The sequence below is a fragment of the Sorangium sp. So ce394 genome (assembly GCF_051474665.1).
In the GTDB taxonomy this organism is placed as follows: domain Bacteria; phylum Myxococcota_A; class Polyangia; order Polyangiales; family Polyangiaceae; genus Sorangium; species Sorangium cellulosum_D.
This window is the reverse complement of sequence record NZ_CP150339.1, coordinates 114797-132449: the sequence shown is the minus strand read 5'-3', so window position 1 is coordinate 132449 and position 17653 is coordinate 114797. Positions and strand designations below refer to the sequence as shown.

Sequence of the window (17653 nt, the reverse complement as noted above, 5' to 3'; positions counted from 1 at the left end):
GCCTGTTCGGTCGATGTCGGGCGGGGCGTCGAACAGGCTGCCGCCCACATCCTCTACACCTGACAGGACGGATGACGGTCAGCGGCGCGGCGCCGTAAGATACAGCGGCTTCCCGTGGTCCATGCCCCTATGAACGCACCTGCCCTGCGCCTCTGCCCGCTGCTGCTCCTCGTGATGGGCTGCGCCACCGGCGAGCCGGCCCCCGCGGCTCCCTCTCGCGCGGCGGCCGACAACCCCTGCGCGCCAGGTGGAACGCCGCGGCCGCCCCGCCGGAACATCGTGGCCACGACGGTCACGCCGAGCGGACAGGTCATCGACTGGATCCCGATCGAATCCCAGACCCCCGACGGCAAGATCGCGTCCCCTCCCCCACCGCCGACGAGCCCGGGCGCCGCCGCACCGGCGCCCCCGAGCGGCGCCGCGCCGGCGCCATCCCCGGTGGAGACCGGGGTCGAGCTCGGGCCGAGAGGTCCGGCCGGCACGGTGCCGGTGCTGCGCCCGCGACAGCCGCAGTGCGATTGCCTGCCTGGCTACGTCCAGCAAGCCGATGGCTCGTGCGCGGAGCTCGCCACGCACTGCTCGGGAGAGGGAGCGATGGCATCCAGCAAATCGTTCACCGTCTGCTGTCCGGAGCTCGCGCGCATTCCCCTGATGGAGCGCATCGATGGCAAGTGCGTGACCATGGGGCTCGGCGCGCACCTCTGCACGAAGTGCGGCGACGGCGCCTGCGGCGCGGGGGAGAACGACTGCAACTGTCCGAGCGACTGCCACGCTGCCAGTCCGAGCCCTGCCAGCGGCCCCGACGGACGCCTCCAGGGACGCCCCGCGGAGGCGTCCACCCCGGCAGCCGCGGTGGCATCATCCGGCCCATGAGCACCCTCCTTGCCGAGATCGAGCGGTTCTACGACGCCGTCCCTCGCCGTCGTGCCGACGCCGAGGACCACGGACCGCTGACCCTCTTCATTCGCCGCGGCGACGGCTGGCCCTACTATGCCCGCCCCGCCCTCGGCGTTCGCGGCGCCGTGTCGGCCGAGGATGTGGCCGCGGTGCGCGCGCGTCAGCGGCAGCTCTCGATCCCGGAGGCGTTCGAGTGGGTGCTGGAGACGACCCCCGGGCTCGACGCGGCCGCCGAGGCGGCGGGCCTGCACGTCCGCCGCTGCCCGCTGCTCGTGCTCCGCGGCGAGCCCGTCCCGGCCGCCTTGCCCGAGGACATCGCGCTCTCGATCGTCGCCGCGCACGATCCGGATCTCGCCGCCGTGCAGGCCGTCGCGCACGTCGCCTTCGGCGCGCTCAGCACCGCGGCGGGCCCTGCTGGCCCGGCCGAGCGCGACGCCGCCGCAGCGACGCTCCCGGCCGGACTCGCGGCGGCCTGGCACGCGTCGCTGATCGAGGGAACGATGGTGCACGCCGCTGCCCGGGGCCGCGGCGGCGCGCTCACCGGGCCGCTCTGCGTGGGCAGCTACCAGCACGCGCTGGACGTCGCCGAGATCGTGGGCGTCGGGACGCTGCCTGCGGCTCGGCGCCGGGGCCTCGCCGCCGCCGTCACCGCGGTCCTGGCCCGGCACGCCCTGGACGCCGGGATGCGCACCGTGTTCCTGTCTGCGCAGAACGACGATGTCGCGCGCGTCTACGAACGGGTCGGATTCCGGCGCGTCGCCACCGCGTGCATCGCCGAGCCGCCCGAGCAGGCGGAGCGCGTCGAGGAACTCGCCCCGTGACCGGTGCGAGGCCGGCGAGATCGGCCCACCGAGTCATCGACGGCAAGAGGGGTCAGCCGGAGACGGCGTGATAGTCCGGCCCCTCTTCCCCGCGCAGGATCTCGGTCTGAACGACCGAAGCGTCCCGCAGGTGCGCCACCGCTCCGAGCTCGCCGTCGCGACGGTACGCCGAGAAGGCGTGTTCGTCGGGAAAGGTGACGATGTGAATCTCCTTCAGGCTCAGCCCAGCGCTGTCGGGCGCCGTCACCACGGTTCGCTCGATCGCGCCGCCGTACCGGGCCATCACGGCCGCGGCCTTCCTCTCATACGCGCGGAATGCGTCGAGCGCCTCGCATCGCACCGTGAGGATCACAACCAGCGTCACCGGCACGTCGCCTCATCCACGCCACGCCGCCGCAGAAGCACAAAAAAAAGAGCGCCCATTCGACGGTGGGGGGGGATACCGTCACGGGCGCTCTGCCTCCAGGTTTAGCAGGATGCGGACCAAGCGATGCACCCTGGTTTTCCGCGCATTTTCCTTAAGGGGACTGCGTACCCCTTTCGATCCTGAAACCGACGCGTGCAATCCTGACATCCTCCGGTCGCTGCTGGCGACGGGGGCGGTGCGGCGCCACACGTGACGCCGGCGCCCGCCGACCGAAGCGAGACGCTCGACGCCGGCGGGCCCCGCCGCCAGCTCGGGCGGAGGACGTCGTCGCGCGCATCACACCTTGAAGCCGAGGCGACCACGTCGCTTGAGGCGGCGGGGCCACGTTGCTTGGGCCGCCGGAACCACGTTGCTTGGCGCCGCGGGGACCACGGTCGTCGCCGCGCCAGGGAGCGCGGCCGCCGCACGCGGAGCGGCCGCTCGACTCCGTCCGACGGAGCGCGCCGCGCCGGCATGCGCGCATCGTTGACATCGCCGCCAGGATTGCTCCAATGCGAGCGCCCGCTCCGCGCTGATCCAACGAGGAGGCATTCGATGCGGCACTTTCTGACCACGATGGACTATACCCGCGCCGAGATCGAGGGCCTCCTCGAGCGCGCGCAGCGCTTCAAGCGCCGGCCGATCGAGCCGCGCCTCAAGGATCGCACCATCGCGCTCGTGTTCTTCAACCCCTCGCTGCGGACGCGCACCTCCTTCGACGTCGGCATCCGGGAGCTCGGCGGACACGCCGTGGTCCTGGAGCCCGGCCGGGGCGCATGGCCCATCGAGTTCGAGGAAGGCGCCGTGATGGACGGCGAGCCGGAGGAGCACATCCAGGAGGTCGCTCGCGTGCTCTCGCGCTACGCCGACCTCATCGGCGTGCGCGCGTTCCCCAAGTTCCAGCGCTGGGAGGAGGATCGCCAGGACAAGGTGCTCCAGGGGTTCGCCCGCCACGCGACCGTGCCGGTGGTGAACCTCGAGACCATCACCCACCCTTGCCAGGAGCTCGCCCTCGCGCTCGCCATGAAGGAGCGCCTCGGCCGCCTCGACGGCAAGAAGTTCGTGCTCACCTGGACGTACCACCCGCGCCCGCTCAACACCGCGGTCGCCAACTCGGCGGTCCTCATCGCCTCCAAGCTCGGCATGGACGTCACCCTCCTCTGCCCCACCGAGGAGTACCACCTCGACGAGCGCTACCTCGACGCCGCCAGGAAGAGCGCGGCCGACAACGGGCGGAAGCTCTCGATCACCTACGACATCGAGTCTGCCTACCGGGGCGCGCACGTCGTCTACGCGAAGAGCTGGGGCGCGATTCCCTACTTCGGGCGCTGGGAGCAGGAGAAGCCCATCCGCGACCGGCACAAGCACTTCATCGTCGACGAGCAGAAGATGGCGCTCACCGCGGGTGGGCTCTTCTCCCACTGCCTGCCGGTCCGGCGCAACGTGAAGGTCACGGACGCGGTGATCGACTCGCCGGCCTCCATGGTCATCGACGAGGCCGAGAATCGGTTGCATGTTCAGAAGGCCGTGATGGACGTGCTGGCCAACGGGTGGTGACCGCGATGGGCTCGACACAAGACGTCATCGTCCGCCTGCTCAGGAACCTCGGCAGCCGCAAGGAGGTCGAGCAGTACCTGAAGCAGTACGCGGCCGTCGATCAGCAGAAGTTCGCCGTCATCAAGGTCGGCGGCGCCATCCTCGACGAGGACCTGGAGGCGCTCGCGACCTCGCTCGTGTTCCTGAACCAGGTCGGCCTGTATCCCATCGTGATCCACGGCGCCGGGCCGCAGCTCGATCGGGCGCTCGCCGAGGCGGGCATCCAGACCGAGCGCGTCAACGGGCTGCGCGTCACGACGCCCCGGGTCCTGGAGATCGCTCGCCGCGTCTTCCTGCGCGAGAACCTGCGGCTCGTCGAGGCGCTCGAGGAGATGGGCACGCGCACGCGGCCGATCACCGCGGGCGTCTTCGAGGCGTCGCTGATGGACGAGGGCCGCCTCGGGCTGGTCGGCAGGGTGGAGCGCGTCCACGTCGACGCGGTGAGGTCCAGCCTGCGCGCGGGGCACCTGCCGATCCTCGCCTGCCTCGGCGAGACGCCGGGCGGGCAGATCGTCAACATCAACGCCGACGTGGCCGCGCGCGAGCTCGCGCTCGCGACGCAGCCGTTCAAGATGATCTTCCTGACGAGCGCGGGCGGCCTCCTCGACGAGCACGGGCGCATCATCTCGGCCATCAACCTCGAGGAGGACTACGCGGGGCTCATCGCCCAGCCCTGGTTGACCGGGGGCATGCGGCTCAAGCTGCAGGAGATCAAGCTCCTGCTCGACGGGCTGCCGCCGACCTCCTCGGTGTCGATCACGGCGCCGGATCACCTGGCGAAGGAGCTGTTCACGCACACGGGCTCTGGCACGCTCGTCCGACGCGGCGAGCGCATCGTGCGGCACGACACGCTCGACGGCATCGATCGCGGCCGGCTGCGCGATCTGCTCGAGGCGTGCTTCCAGCGGAAGCTCGACGAGCACTACTTCGACAAGAAGCCGTTCTACCGCATCTACCTGTCCGACTCGTACCGGGCGACGGCGATCCTCACGCTCGACTCGGGCGACAAGGCGCCGTTGACTCCGTACCTCGACAAGTTCGCGGTGACCACGGAGGCGCAGGGCGTGGGGATCGGCGGCTCGCTCTGGACGCGGATGAAGAACGAGAACCCGAAGCTGTTCTGGCGCGCCCGGAACGGCAACGAGATCAACCCCTGGTATTTCCAGCAGGCCGAGGGCAGCTACCGCAACGAGAACTGGACGGTGTTCTGGTACGGCCTGTCCAGCTTCGACGACATCCGCGCCTGCATCGATCACGCGCTGTCGCTGCCGGCAACCCTGCGCCAGCACGGCACGGTCGAGCTCTGACCCCGCGCCGCCGAGCCCGGCGCGCCCGCCGCGCCTCGCCCGGGTCGCGCCTCGGTCCGGGCTCACAGCGGGTCGTCGTCGCCGTCGGCGTCCGCCCGCGCGAGGGGCGCGCGCTCCCGGTCGGCCCCGGCGTCCGGCGGGAGCGACGCCGGCGGCGGGGCGCTCGTCCGCTTCTCGGCGGTGCGCGCCTTCGGCGCTCGCCGCGGCGAGCGCTTCGGCTTCGCGGACGCGGAGGACGCCTCCGGAGGGCGCGGCTTCTTGAGCGCCCGGGGCGGCAGGAGCTCCGAGTCGACAGCGACCTTCTTCGCCATGAAGATCGCGGCGTCGAGCCGGTAAAAGCTGCGCTTCCGGTAGAACTTGAGGGCGCCGATGTTGTTCTCGGCCACCTCCAGCACGAGGTGGGTGCAGCCGTGGATGCGCGCGAGGTGCTCGAGCTGCTCGAGCATGAAGGCGCCGACGCCGCGACCCTGGTAATCGGGGTGGACCGCGAGCTCCTCGACGAAGAGCGGGCGCATGTCGTGCTTCGTGAAGTACCGCTCGTTCATCCAGTTGTCGGTCCCGGTGATCTCGAACGCGCACTCCGCGTAGCCGACGATCTCCTGCCCATCGCCCTGGCGGACCTCGAAGAGGAGCTGCTCGACGCCCTCCTCTTCGTAGACCTCCAGGAACCGCTTCTTCGAGCGAGGACGCTGGTACTCGACCGTTTCCCGGTTCACGTCGCGGAACACCTTTTTGAGAAATTCCCAAACTCGGTTCAGGTCGCGGCGGTGGATCCGGCGGACGTAGATGAGGCTCTCCTCCCCGGCGCCGGGGGAGCTCGACTCGGCCTTGGTCATTGTCGCGCCCAGTCTACAGGACGAACGCGGAGCGGGCACACCGCGGCGAACACGATGCTCGCTCCTCCGGGGAGCGCGGGGCTGGTGAGGGCGTGAGCGCGAGTACGGAGGATGGGAAGGCGCACACCTCAGGCAGGCATCACGCCATCGAGGGCGCTCGTCTCAGACGTCGACCAACGTCAGGCCCGCAGCGGCAGCACGCCCCAGGCGGCACAAATGGATCGCGGGGTGGTGGGGCCCCACCGAGCTCCGCTCGGTGGGGCGGCGGGGGCGCGTGCCCCCGCCGTGAGACTGCGGCGCGTGCCCCCGCCGTGAGACTGCGGCGCGTGCCCCCGCCGTGTAACCGCGGGACTACGCCGCGGTGTGCGGGCCGATCTGCTGGAGGCGCGCGTTGATCACGTCCCAGTTCAGGCCGGAGAGCACGTTGGCCACGTAGTCCGCCTTCTTGGTCTGGTAGTCCGCGAAGTACGCGTGCTCCCAGGCGTCGATCGCGACCATGATATGCGTGTTCGCGAACAGGCCGACATCGTGCTCGGTCCGGATGAGGTTGTTGAAGAGCTTCTTCTCCTGGTAGTCGTACACGAGCACCGTCCAGCCGTGCGCGCTCAGGAGCGCCGCCTTGGCGTCCGCCAGCCAGTTGTCGAAGCTGCCGAAGGAGGCCTCGATGAGCTGCTTCGACTGGGCGCTCGGCTGCGTCGAGCCGTTGCCGATGTTCTCGAAGTACAGCTCGTGCAGCACCGTGCCGTTGAACGCGACAGGCTCGCGGCGCTTGAGCTCGCTGTACGCGTTGTACGAGTAGTTCGGCGCGCTGCGATCCGCCTTACCGAGCTGCTCCCAGATCTCGTTGAGCTTCTTCACGTAGCCCTGGTACAGCGTGAAATGCGCCTTGAGCTGCAAATCACTCAAGCCCTTGGCGTTGCCGCCGAGGAGATGATCGAAGTTCTTCGGTTCGCGGGCCATGGTGCCTCCTAACGAGTGCCGCGAGCAACGCGTGCCGCGGGGTCAGGGCGCCGCTCTACCGCTGCCGCACTCCGGTAGCAACCCTGGCGTGCGAGGCTCCACGGCGCGACCTCACGGCGCAAGCGGACCTGCCCCGGACCCGACCGCCCTTGCAGGAAACTCCGTACAGGCGCGCGAGGCGCACCGTGAATGCGCGTCGGAACCACGGCGACCAGGCCCGCGCCGCCACGCGCACAGCGCCTCCCTCGAGCGGGCCCGATGGCCCGCCTCGCCGGGAAAAACCTCGTGAAACGTTGAACGCCGCGGGCATTTCGGTCGATACTCCGGGGGCTTGCTGTTCCTTCGCGCAAGGAGGCGACCTCGTTCATGCCGGCTCGTACACAGGGGACCCATCCGACGGCCGCGCTCGCGGCGGCGCTGTGCCTGCTCGGGGCAGCGGCTCAGGCCGAAGCGCAGGAGCCCGCGAGACCCGAGGGCTTCGCGCTCGACAGGTTCCAGCCCGCGCCGGCCGGCGACCGGATGTTCGGTGTCCAGTCCGCCTACGCAGCAGGAGACGCGTCGCCCCACATCATGATCCTCGGCGACTACGCCCAGGACCCGCTCGTGTTGCGGAGGCTCCGAGGGAACGAGGATATCGGCGACGGCAAGGTCGTCGGCAGCCAGCTCCTGCTCCACCTGAGCGCCTCGCTCTCGCTCTGGGAGCGCCTCACGGTGAACGTCGATCTGCCGCTCGCGTTCCAGTCCGGCGACGGCGGGGTCGCCTCGGGGGCCGTGCTCCCGCAGCCGGCCACGAGCGCGCTCGGGGACCTCCGGCTCGGCGCGCGCGCGACCCTCTTCGGCGACTACTTCGATCCGTTCCAGATCGCCCTCGGCGGCTACGTGTGGCTGCCGACCGGCGACCCCGAGGCGTACTCCGGCGACGGCGACGTGCGCGGCAGCCCGCAGCTCATCCTCGGCGGCCACCTGGATCGCGCGGTGTGGTCGCTCGCCGCGGGGCCTGAGTTCCGGTCGACCCGGCAGTTCGCCAACGTCGAGCAGGGGATGATGGTGCACTGGGGCGCCGGCGTCGGCCTGCTGCTCGACGACGAGCGGCGGCTGCAGATCGGGCCGGAGATCACCGGCTCGATCACGATCTCCGACGTCCAGCCGCGCACGACCAACCTGGAGGCCCTGCTCGGCGGGCGCTACCGCTTCGCCAGCGACTTCGAGGCCGGGCTCGGCGTGGGCCCCGGCCTCACCGCCGGCGTCGGCACGCCCTCGTTCCGCGCGGTGGCCATGGTCGCCTACTCGCCCGAGGTGAAGCCGCCCGTGAAGGACCGGGACGGCGACGGCATCCCCGACGACGCCGACGCGTGCCCGGACGTCGCCGGCGTGGGGAGCACGGACCGCGCAAAGAACGGGTGTCCGCCGCCCAAGGACGCGGATCGCGACGGCATCCTCGACGCGGTCGACGCCTGCCCCGCCGTGGCCGGCGTCGCCTCGCCGGACCCGAAGAAGAACGGCTGCCCGCCGCCCGGGGACCGCGACAAGGACGGCATCACCGACGACGTCGACGCGTGCCCGGACCAGGCCGGCCCGAGCAACGAGGACCCGAAGCAGCACGGCTGCCCGCCGCCGCCCGATCGCGACAGCGACAAGATCCCCGATCCGTCGGACGCGTGCCCGGATCTGCCCGGCATCGCCACGACCGACCCCGCCACGAACGGCTGCCCGGGCGACACCGACGGCGACGGCATCCGCGACGATCAGGACGCCTGCCCGAACGAGAAGGGCAAGCCGAACGAGGATCCGAAGCAGCACGGGTGCCCGGCCTCGGTCCGGGTGACCGAGACCGAGATCGTCATCCTGCAGCAGGTGCAGTTCGACACCGGCAAGGCGACCATCCGGCCGGTCAGCCACGAGCTGCTCGAGGAGGTCGCCGGCGTGCTCAAGGACCATCCGGAGATCCTCAAGATCGAGGTCCAGGGCCACACGGACGACCGCGGAGCGCGCCAGTTCAACACGAAGCTGAGCCAGGCGCGCGCGGAGTCGGTGCTGATGGCGCTCGTCGAGCGCGGCATCGCGCCCGAGCGCATGCAGGCGAAGGGCTACGGCCCCGACGTCCCGATCGCGGACAACAAGACCGAGGCGGGGCGCCAGAAGAACCGGCGCGTCCAGTTCAACATCATCGAGAAGGCAAAGAAGCAGCCATAGGGCTGGAGGCGTCGATGGCAAAGCGATTGGCAATCACGGGGCTGACCGGCGCCGCGCTGCTCGGGGCGCTCTCGGGGACCGCGGGCGCGGATCCGGTGCGCCGGGTCCAGGTGGCGCAGCGCGGCGACTTCGTGCTCATCGGCAACACGCTCGCGCACGAGTGCGGGCCGTCCGAGGTCGCGCCCATGGTGGGCTCGGTCGCCGCGAACTGCGGCGTGGAGGGGACGCTCGTGGACACGGCGCCCGACGTCTACTGGCGGGCCGACAGCCCGCTCGCGGGGCAGGCCGAGGCGAGCCCCACGGTAGCCCCCTCGGCGGCCCGAACCACCGCGGTCCTCAACCTCCCCACGGGCGCGCGGGTGACCCATGCCTATCTCTACTGGGCGGCGAGCCGCGCATCGGGCTCGGCCGATCTCGCCGTGACCCTGGATCGGCCCGGCACCTTCAGCAGCAACGTGACCGGCACGCTCTCCGGCGAGGTGTCCTCCAGCGACATCCACGCCCAGGCGGTGGCCGACGTCACCGAGATCGTGCGGGCGCGCGGCGCGGGCGCCTACCGCCTGGGCGGCATCTCCAACGCGATCGCCCTCAACGACGTGAACAAGTCGTTCGTGTTCGCCGGCTGGTGGATGGTCGTGCTCTACGAGCTGACCACCGCGCCCGCCCGCAACCTCGCCATCTTCGACGGGCTCGACATGGTGTTCGACGGCGAGGCGGTGGAGTGGACGATCTCGGGGTTCGTCGTCCCCTCGGGCGCGGGCCTCGCGAAGCTCGGCGTCATCGGCTACGACGGCGACAGCACGACCGGCGACGGCATCGAGTGGAACGGGACCGGGCTCTTCGACGCGGTGAACCCGGTGAACGACTTCTTCAACAGCTCCCGGTCGTTCCTCGGCGCGCCGGCGTCGGCGGCGGGCGATCTGCCGCGGCTCACCGGCGGGCCGCTGAGCATGAGCGGCATCGACATCGACGTGGTCCAGGTCCCGTCCAACTTGCTCAGGCCGGGCGACACGTCGGCGGAGGTCGGGGCGGTGGTCCTGGGCAACGACAGCTACCTGCTCGGCGGCCTCATCACGTCGGTGCCGACGCGCCTGCCGGATCTTACCAGGTCGACAAAGTCGGTCCTGGACCTCAACGGCGGCGGCGTCGCGCCGGGCGACACGCTCGAATACACGATCATCGTCGCGAACACCGGGGACGACAGCGCCGCGAACGTCGTGCTGAGCGATCCGCTGCCGCCCGGGGTCACCTACGTGCCGGGCTCGCTCGAGATCACCGCGGGCCCGAACATGGGCGGCGTGACCGACGCGGCCGGCGACGACGAGGGCGAGTACATCGCCGGCACGAGGACGGTCCGCATCCGGCTCGGCAGCGACGCCAGCGCGGCCCAGGGCGGGTCGCTCGGCGTCGACGAGACCACGACGGTGCGGTTCCGCGTCACCATCGACCCGGGCACGAACGGCGAGATCGCGAACCAGGCGACCGTCGCGGCGCAGAGCCCGGCGGGCGGATCTTCGCAGAACTACCCGACGGACGGCAACGGCACGGACCAGCCGGGCGCGCCGCCGACGTCGATCCTCGTCGACAGCGACAGCGACGGGCTGAGCGACGGCGACGAGATCGCCGCTGGCACGGACCCGAACGACGCCGACACCGACGACGACGGGATCAGCGACGGCGACGAGGAGCTCTGGGATCGCGACACCGACGGCGACGGGCTCGTCAACGCGCGCGACGTCGACAGCGACAACGACGGCCTGTTCGACGGGACCGAGTTGGGGCTGACGGACTGCGACGGCCCGGGGACGGACGCGCTCGCGAGGCACTGCGTGCCCGACGGCGACGCCGGGGCGACGACGACCGATCCGCTGGACGCCGACACCGACAACGGCGGCGCGCTCGACGGCTCCGAGGACGCGAACCTGAACGGCGTGCTCGACGAGGGCGAGACGGACCCCACGACGGGGCACGGCGCGGACGACAGGCAGGTCGCCGACACCGACGGCGACGGGCTCGGCGACGCCCTCGAGGGGCATATCGGCACCGATCCGAACGACGCCGACTCGGACGACGACGGCGTGCGCGATGGGCATGAGCCGAACCCGACGGATGATCACGACGGCGACGGGCTCGTCAACGCGCTCGACATCGACAGCGACAACGACGGCCTCTTCGACGGGACCGAGCTCGGCCTCGGCTGCGACGGTCCGGGCACCGACGCGACGGAGGGCAACTGCACCCCCGACGGCGACGCGGGCGCCACGAAGACGTCGCCGCTCGACGCGGACACCGATCGCGGCGGCGTGACCGACGGCTCCGAGGACGCGAACCTGAACGGCGCGGTCGACGCGGGCGAGACCGCTCCTCAGGCCGGCCACGGGGACGACGATGGGCAGAACACCGACAGCGACGACGACGGGCTGAGCGACGATCTCGAGGAGACGCTGGGCACCGATCCGAGCGACGCCGACTCCGACGACGACGGGGTGCGCGACGGGCTCGAGCCGAACCCGGCGGACGACACCGACGGCGACGGGCTCATCAACGCGCTCGACGTCGACAGCGACAACGACGGCCTCTTCGACGGGACCGAGCTCGGCCTCGACTGCGACGGCGCCGGCACGGACGCGCCGTCGCGGCGCTGCACCCCGGACGCGGACGCCGGCGCCACGAAGACGTCGCCGCTCGACGCGGACACGGACGACGGCGGCGTGAGCGATGGCTCCGAGGACGCGAACCTGAACGGGGTCGCGGACAACGGCGAGAGCAACCCGACCCGCGGGCACGGCGACGACGACAGCGAAAACGACGACAGCGACGACGACGGGCTGAGCGACGATCTCGAGGAGACGCTGGGTACGGATCCTGGCGACGCGGACTCGGACGACGACGGCGTGCAGGACGGGCAGGAGCCGAACCCATCGGACGACACGGACGGCGACCGGCTGATCAACGTGCGCGACGTGGACAGCGACGACGACGGGCTCTTCGACGGCACGGAGCTCGGCCTCGCCTGCGACGGCCTCGGCACCGACGCGGAGGCTGGGCACTGCACGGCGGACGCCGACGGCGGGGCGACGAGGACGTCGGCGGTGCGCCGTGACAGCGATCGGGGTGGCGCGAGCGACGGCTCCGAGGACGCGAACCTGAACGGCGCGATCGAGGCCGGCGAGACCGACCCGACCGCGGGCCACGGCGACGACGACGACCAGAACGTCGACAGCGACGGCGATGGGCTGGGCGACGACCTCGAGGCGTACCTCGGATCGGATCCGGGAGATCGCGACAGCGACGACGACGGTCTGTTCGACGGCGACGAGCCGAACCCCAGCGACGACGGCGACGGCGACGGGCAGCCGGGCGTCCTGGATGCGGACAGCGACGGCGATGGGCTCTTCGACGGCACCGAGGCGGGGAAGGACTGCGCGGACGAAGACACCGCCAGCGACGCCGGGACGTGTACGCCGGACGCCGATGGCGGGGCCTCGACGACGAGCGTCGTGGACCCCGACACCGATCGGGGCGGCGCGAGCGACGGCGAGGAGGACCAGAACCACAACGGCATGGTCGACGAGGGGAGCGACGAGACCGATCCGAACGACGCCGGGGATGACCGCGGCGACCGTGACGGCGACGGCCTCTCGAACGCCGAGGAGACGGCGCTCGGCACCGATCCGGACGACGCGGACAGCGACGACGACGGGGTGATCGACGGCGAGGAGCGCGAGCCCGGCGCCGACACGGACGACGACGGGAAGATCAACGCGCTCGATCCCGACAGCGACGGGGACGGGCTCTTTGATGGGACCGAGCTGGGCAAGGACTGCTCGCACGCGGACACCGAGGCCGACGCGGCGACCTGCGTGCCTGACGGCGACAACGGGGACACGACGACGGATCCGACGAAGGCCGACACCGACGGCGGCGGCGCCACCGACGGCGAGGAGGACGAGGATCACGACGGCGTGGTCGACGTGGGCGAGCGCGATCCGAACGATCCTGCGGACGACCGGCCCATGACGTGCGAGCAGGACAGCGATTGCGACGCCGGCATGGTGTGCGATGAGGCGACGAAGCAGTGCGTCCCGGGTTGCCGCAACGAGGACGACAGCATCGGTCCGTGCCCCACGGCGCCGCCCGGCGACGGGATCGTGGTGCAGGGCGGCGGCTGCGCCTGCACGGCGGGCGCGGACGATCACGGCAGCCCCTCGGTGCCGTGGGCCTTGCTCGCGGTCGGCACCTGCGCCGCGGCGCTGCACCGGCGCCGTCGGCGCGGATGAGCCCCTCCACGACGGCGCCCCCGCCCGGAGCAGGTGGAGCGGATCCGACCCAGCGGGTCCGACCCAGGTTGCGGCGGCCAGCGGCCAGCCGGCCTGACGCGGGCGGCCAGCAGCTGGCCTGACCCAGGTGGCCTACCCGGCTCAGGTTGCGGCCGCCGACCCGACCGAGGTTGCGGCTGCCCGCTGCCGCCGACCGACCCAGGTTGCGGCTGCCCGCCCCCGACCCGACCCGACCGAGGTTGCGGCTGCCCGCTCCCGACCCGACCCGACCGAGGTTGCGGCTGCCCGCTCCCGACCCGACCCGACCGAGGTTGCGGCTGCCCGCTCCCGACCCGACCCGACCGAGGTTGGACCCGACCCGACCGAGGTTGCGGCTGCCCGCCGGCGCCGCCCGACCCGACCCAGGTTGCGGCTGCTCGCCCCGACCCGACCCAGGTTGCGGCTGCCCGCCCCGACCCGACCCAGGTTGCGGCTGCCCCGCCCCCCCGCCCCCGACCCGCCCCCGACCCGCCCCAGGTTGCACCGCCCCCAACCCGACCCAGGTTGCGGCCGCCCCGCCCCGCCCCACCCCGCGGACCCGACCCACGTTGCGCTGGATCCGCGGGCTGCCGACGGGCCAGCAGGTCCGATCGCCACCTCTCCGCCCGGGTCGCATGCGCCGCGGGTTGCCATCTGCCGTCCGTGGCTTAACGATATTTCCTCACGGGAGAGTCCATCTTGCTCCGACCTTCTGATTCCGTCGTCCGCGCCATCACGATCGATGGCGCTTTTCGCGTCATCACGGCGCTGACCACCGACACCGTGCGCGGAGCCATCGCGGTGCAATCGGCCACCGGCTCGACCGCGCAGCGGCTGGGGGAGCTGATCACCGGCGCCATCCTCGTGCGCGAGGCGATGGCGCCGAACCTGCGCGTCCAGGCGATCGTCAAGGGCGCGACCGGCCACGGGACCCTCGTGGCCGACTCGCACCCGGACGGCACGAGCCGCGGCCTGGTCAACCTGGGCAAGGGCGCCGCCGAGAAGAGCGCGGTGGAGATCGGCGAAGGATCGCTGCTGCAGGTCATGCGCACGCTGCCGAACGGCATGCTCCACCAAGGCGTCGTCGAGGTCCCGGCCGAGGGCGGCATCTCCGGCGGCCTGATGACGTACATGCAGGAGTCGGAGCAGGTCGTCTCGATGATCGCGGTGGCCACGCTGATCGGCGAGGACGGCGTCGGCGCCTCCGGCGGATATCTGGTGCAGCTGCTCCCGGAGGTCGAGCGCGGCCCGCTCATGGTGATGACCGAGCGGCTCAAGGATTTCGAGCGCCTCGACGACGTGCTCGCGCATGAGGGCGCCTCGGCGGACGTGCTGCTCGAGGAGCTGCTCTACGGCATGCCGTTCTCGCGGCTCGACGACTCACCGCTCAGCTTCAGCTGTCGCTGCAGCGAGCTCCGGGTCATGACCACGCTGGCGAGCCTGCCGCGGACCGACATCGAGGAGATGGTCGAAGACGGGAAGGTCCTCGACATCCGCTGCGACTACTGCGGCAAGGACTACCAGGTGTCGCCGTCGCAGCTCCGCTCGCTGTTGACGACGAGCTGATCGCCGCCCATGGCGCGCGTCCGGCGCGCCGGGCCGCGCGAGGTCACGCTGGCTGGTCGGGCGAGAGGCCGCGGTGCACGAAGGCGATGACCCGCTCGATCTCGGCCTCGTCGTCCCACGCCGCGTCGGGCGCGATGAACACGCGGTGGAGGATGTACCCCGCGAACGTCGAGGCGATGCAGCGGAGGACGAGGGCGGGCGGCCAGCCGACGATCTGCCCCTCGCGCTGGAAGTGCTCGATCTGGGCGATCCCCTTCGCGAGGAACGGCGCGTACACCCGGCTGGCGATGCCGATCCGCAGCTCGGCGTCGAACGGCAGCTCCTGCGCGAGGATGCGCACGAGCTGCGGGTGCGCGCGCACGAACGCGGTGCGCTCGGCGAGGAGCGCCCGCAGGAAAGCCTCGAAGGTCGGGTACGTCGCGTTGAAGAGCGGGTCCATCGAGCGCGCCAGCGCGGGCCCCACGAGCTGCTCCATGGCGGGACCGATCACCCCGAGGAGGAGATCCCTCTTGGTGGGGAAGTACTTGAAGATCGTCGCCTCTGCGACCCCTGCGCGCCGGGCGATGTCCCTGGTCGCGGTCCCGCGGAAGCCATGCTCTGCGAAGGCAGCCACCGCGGCCTCGACGATCTTTCTTTGCGCCTCGGTCAAGGTGTCGTTCGAGCGCGGTCGTCGGCTCATCGGCGTTCCCTCGGCTCATCTCTAGTACCGCCCGGCCGCGATCCCGACGGATTTCGGCCGCCGCCGCGGGACGGACCGCGCGCGGCGCCCGCCGTCGCGCGCGAGGCGCTGCGCGCTCCAGCGGCGCGCGCCTCGTCGCGTCCCCCTGGCGCCCGGCGCGCCGCGAGCGGCCGACGCGCTAGGCGGCTTCGGCCCTATGCGTGAAGAGCCGGCCGAGGGCCTGCGGGAGCGCGCCCTCGTCGAGCGGGTCGCTGCGCACGCCGACGTAGCCGTCCGGCCTGACGAGGACGGCGGCCGAGGACGCGACGCCGTACGCGGCGTGGGCGTGCCCGTCGGGATCTGCGAAGCCTCCGCCTTCGAGCGCGCCGATGACGAGGACCTTGAGGTCTGGCCTGCCGAGCTGCGCTGCAAGCTTTCGGGCGTGCTCGCGCGCCCCTCCGTCCGCCTGCGGGCCGGTGAAGAACAGCAGCGTGAACTCGGCGTCGCGCATCAGGTCGAAGAGGTGGACGTGCTCTCCCGCCGCGCTGCGGACCACGGCGTCCGGCGCGCGATCCCCCGCGCGGGGCCCGTGCTCCGGCGGGTTCCCGATCTGCACCGACAGCGGGCTCTTCCGGTAACGGATCTTGAGCTGCGAGAGGAATCCCAGGATCCGGCGCTGCACGGCGGAGATGCCGAGGGCGCGGGACGCGAGGCGCGGCGCGATCGCGCGCAGGGTCCGGCCCACCGGACCGTGTCCGGCCATGAGGCCGAAGAGGCGGTCAGTGAAGTCGATCAGCTTGCGCGCCACGGGGAGCCGCTCCACCTCGTAGGTGTCCAGCAGCCACGCGGGCATCCGGCCCTGCTCGACGGCCGCGAGCTTCCACGCCAGGTTGTAGGCGTCCTGGATCCCGGTGTTCATGCCCTGCCCGCCGGCCGGGCTGTGGATATGCGCCGCGTCGCCGGCGAGGAACACGCGTCCTTTGCGCAGCCGCGCGGCCACGCGGTGGTGGAGCCGGTAGCGCGAGAGGACGATCGACTGCTGGACCTTGAAGGGTACCGGGATCATCTCGCGCATGGCGGCCTCGAACTCCTCGAGCGAGACCTGCGCGCCGTGCATCGGCGGAGGTTCGGGCCGGATGAGGATGACCCGGAACCGGTGGCTGCCGGGCACGGGAAACGCTGCGGCGACGCCCCGACGCGAGGGGCTGATGTAGATGTCGCCGTCGGGCAGCGGCCAGTCGACGATGAGGTCGCCGAGCATGCAGTGATCGTCGTAGGTATCGCCCTCGAAGGCGATGTCGGCGCCCTTGCGGACAGCGCTGCGCGCGCCGTCGCAGCCGAGCAGCCATCTGGCGCGCACCTCTTCGCTGCTCCCGTCGGCTCGGCGGAGCGAGCACGCGACGCCGGCGCTGTCCTGCGTGTAGGAGGCGAGCTCGATGCCGCGCTCGAGCGTCACGCCCAGCCCGGAGAGTCGGGAAGCCAGGACGCGCTCGGTATCGAACTGCTGGAGGATGAAGATGCCCGGGATCGGCGTGGACAGCTCCGGGAAGTCGAAGATCGGCAGCCGGGCGCGCTGCCCGTCGGAGAGGAGGACGTTGATGCCGCCCACGCGCACGGCGCGCTCCATGGCGAGATCGACGATCCCCATCCTGCGGAAGAGCTCCATCGTCCGTGTCTGAACTGCGAGCGCTCGCGAGTGATCCGAGGGCGGCTCCGGTGCTCTGTCCACGATGCGCACCGTGAGCCCCCGCCGGGCGAGCTCCCCGGCCATCGTCAACCCCGTCGGCCCTCCGCCGACCACCAGCGCGTCCAGTGCTCCCGCCATGACCCGCCTCCTATTCGGTGAGTGAGTACTCACTCACTAAGGCAGGGCGAGCGGGTTGGCAAGGCGGCCGTCGCTGACGTCGACCGCAAGGCGTCGACCACAACGTGGGTTGGGGTGGCATCGGCCCGACCCACGTTGAGGCAGCCGAGCAGCCGACCGACCCAGGTTGCGCTCTGCCGACCGACCCAGGTTGCGCTCTGCCGACCGACCCAGGTTGCGCTCTGCCGACCGACCCAGGTTGCGCTCTGCCGACCGACCCAGGTTGCGCTCGCCCCCCGCCGCCCACCAAT

General features: G+C 71.6%; 12 protein-coding genes. 7 read left to right on the top strand and 5 right to left on the bottom strand.

Annotated elements, in window-relative coordinates; translation table 11 throughout:
- Positions 1 to 129 precede the first annotated feature (129 nt).
- On the top strand, positions 130 to 873 hold the full coding sequence (locus WMF33_RS00465; RefSeq protein WP_437335275.1) for a hypothetical protein: 744 nt from the start codon (positions 130 to 132) through the stop codon (positions 871 to 873).
- Complete coding sequence (locus WMF33_RS00460; RefSeq protein WP_437335274.1) at positions 870 to 1718, top strand: GNAT family N-acetyltransferase; 849 nt, start codon at positions 870 to 872, stop codon at positions 1716 to 1718. The genes WMF33_RS00465 and WMF33_RS00460 overlap by 4 nt, the downstream gene beginning before the upstream one ends.
- A 52-nt stretch (positions 1719 to 1770) precedes the next feature.
- Here the strand turns inward: WMF33_RS00460 and WMF33_RS00455 are convergent, their stop codons facing one another.
- Positions 1771 to 2088 (bottom strand): hypothetical protein, encoded by a 318-nt coding sequence (locus tag WMF33_RS00455; RefSeq protein WP_020464800.1) that lies wholly within the window; start codon positions 2086 to 2088, stop codon positions 1771 to 1773.
- A gap of 591 nt (positions 2089 to 2679) precedes the next feature.
- On the opposite strand from WMF33_RS00455, the gene WMF33_RS00450 reads away from it, so the two are divergent.
- Positions 2680 to 3681 carry an N-acetylornithine carbamoyltransferase gene (locus WMF33_RS00450; protein WP_437335273.1) on the top strand — a complete coding sequence of 334 codons (1002 nt, stop codon included), beginning with the start codon at positions 2680 to 2682 and terminating at the stop codon, positions 3679 to 3681.
- A 5-nt stretch (positions 3682 to 3686) separates the two neighbouring features.
- On the top strand, positions 3687 to 5027 hold the full coding sequence (locus tag WMF33_RS00445) for an acetylglutamate kinase (protein ID WP_437335272.1): 1341 nt from the start codon (positions 3687 to 3689) through the stop codon (positions 5025 to 5027).
- 62 nt (positions 5028 to 5089) lie between these two features.
- On the opposite strand, the gene WMF33_RS00440 is transcribed toward WMF33_RS00445, so the two are convergent.
- A complete protein-coding gene (locus tag WMF33_RS00440; protein ID WP_437335271.1) occupies positions 5090 to 5863 on the bottom strand; it encodes a GNAT family N-acetyltransferase in 774 nt (257 codons plus the stop codon).
- Between the two features lie 351 nt (positions 5864 to 6214).
- Positions 6215 to 6823, bottom strand: a complete 609-nt coding sequence (locus WMF33_RS00435) for a superoxide dismutase (protein WP_061626602.1) — start codon at positions 6821 to 6823, stop codon at positions 6215 to 6217.
- Positions 6824 to 7189: 366 nt separating this feature from the next.
- Between WMF33_RS00435 and WMF33_RS00430 the strand changes: the two genes are divergently transcribed.
- The 3 genes from WMF33_RS00430 to WMF33_RS00420 all read left to right on the top strand — a co-directional run bounded on the left by WMF33_RS00430 (position 7190) and on the right by WMF33_RS00420 (position 14880).
- Positions 7190 to 9016, top strand: a complete 1827-nt coding sequence (locus tag WMF33_RS00430) for an OmpA family protein (RefSeq protein ID WP_437335270.1) — start codon at positions 7190 to 7192, stop codon at positions 9014 to 9016.
- Between the two features lie 14 nt (positions 9017 to 9030).
- Entirely contained in the window at positions 9031 to 13296 is a 4266-nt protein-coding gene (locus WMF33_RS00425) for a hypothetical protein (RefSeq protein WP_437335269.1), read from the top strand.
- A gap of 717 nt (positions 13297 to 14013) precedes the next feature.
- Positions 14014 to 14880 carry an Hsp33 family molecular chaperone HslO gene (locus WMF33_RS00420; protein WP_061629864.1) on the top strand — a complete coding sequence of 289 codons (867 nt, stop codon included), beginning with the start codon at positions 14014 to 14016 and terminating at the stop codon, positions 14878 to 14880.
- Positions 14881 to 14923: 43 nt separating this feature from the next.
- Here WMF33_RS00420 and WMF33_RS00415 read toward each other — a convergent pair whose 3' ends face one another.
- Positions 14924 to 15559, bottom strand: coding sequence for a TetR/AcrR family transcriptional regulator (locus WMF33_RS00415; protein ID WP_437335268.1), 636 nt, complete (start codon positions 15557 to 15559; stop codon positions 14924 to 14926).
- A 178-nt stretch (positions 15560 to 15737) separates the two neighbouring features.
- Positions 15738 to 17363, bottom strand: coding sequence for an FAD-dependent monooxygenase (locus WMF33_RS00410; RefSeq protein WP_437335267.1), 1626 nt, complete (start codon positions 17361 to 17363; stop codon positions 15738 to 15740).
- Positions 17364 to 17653: the final 290 nt, after the last annotated feature.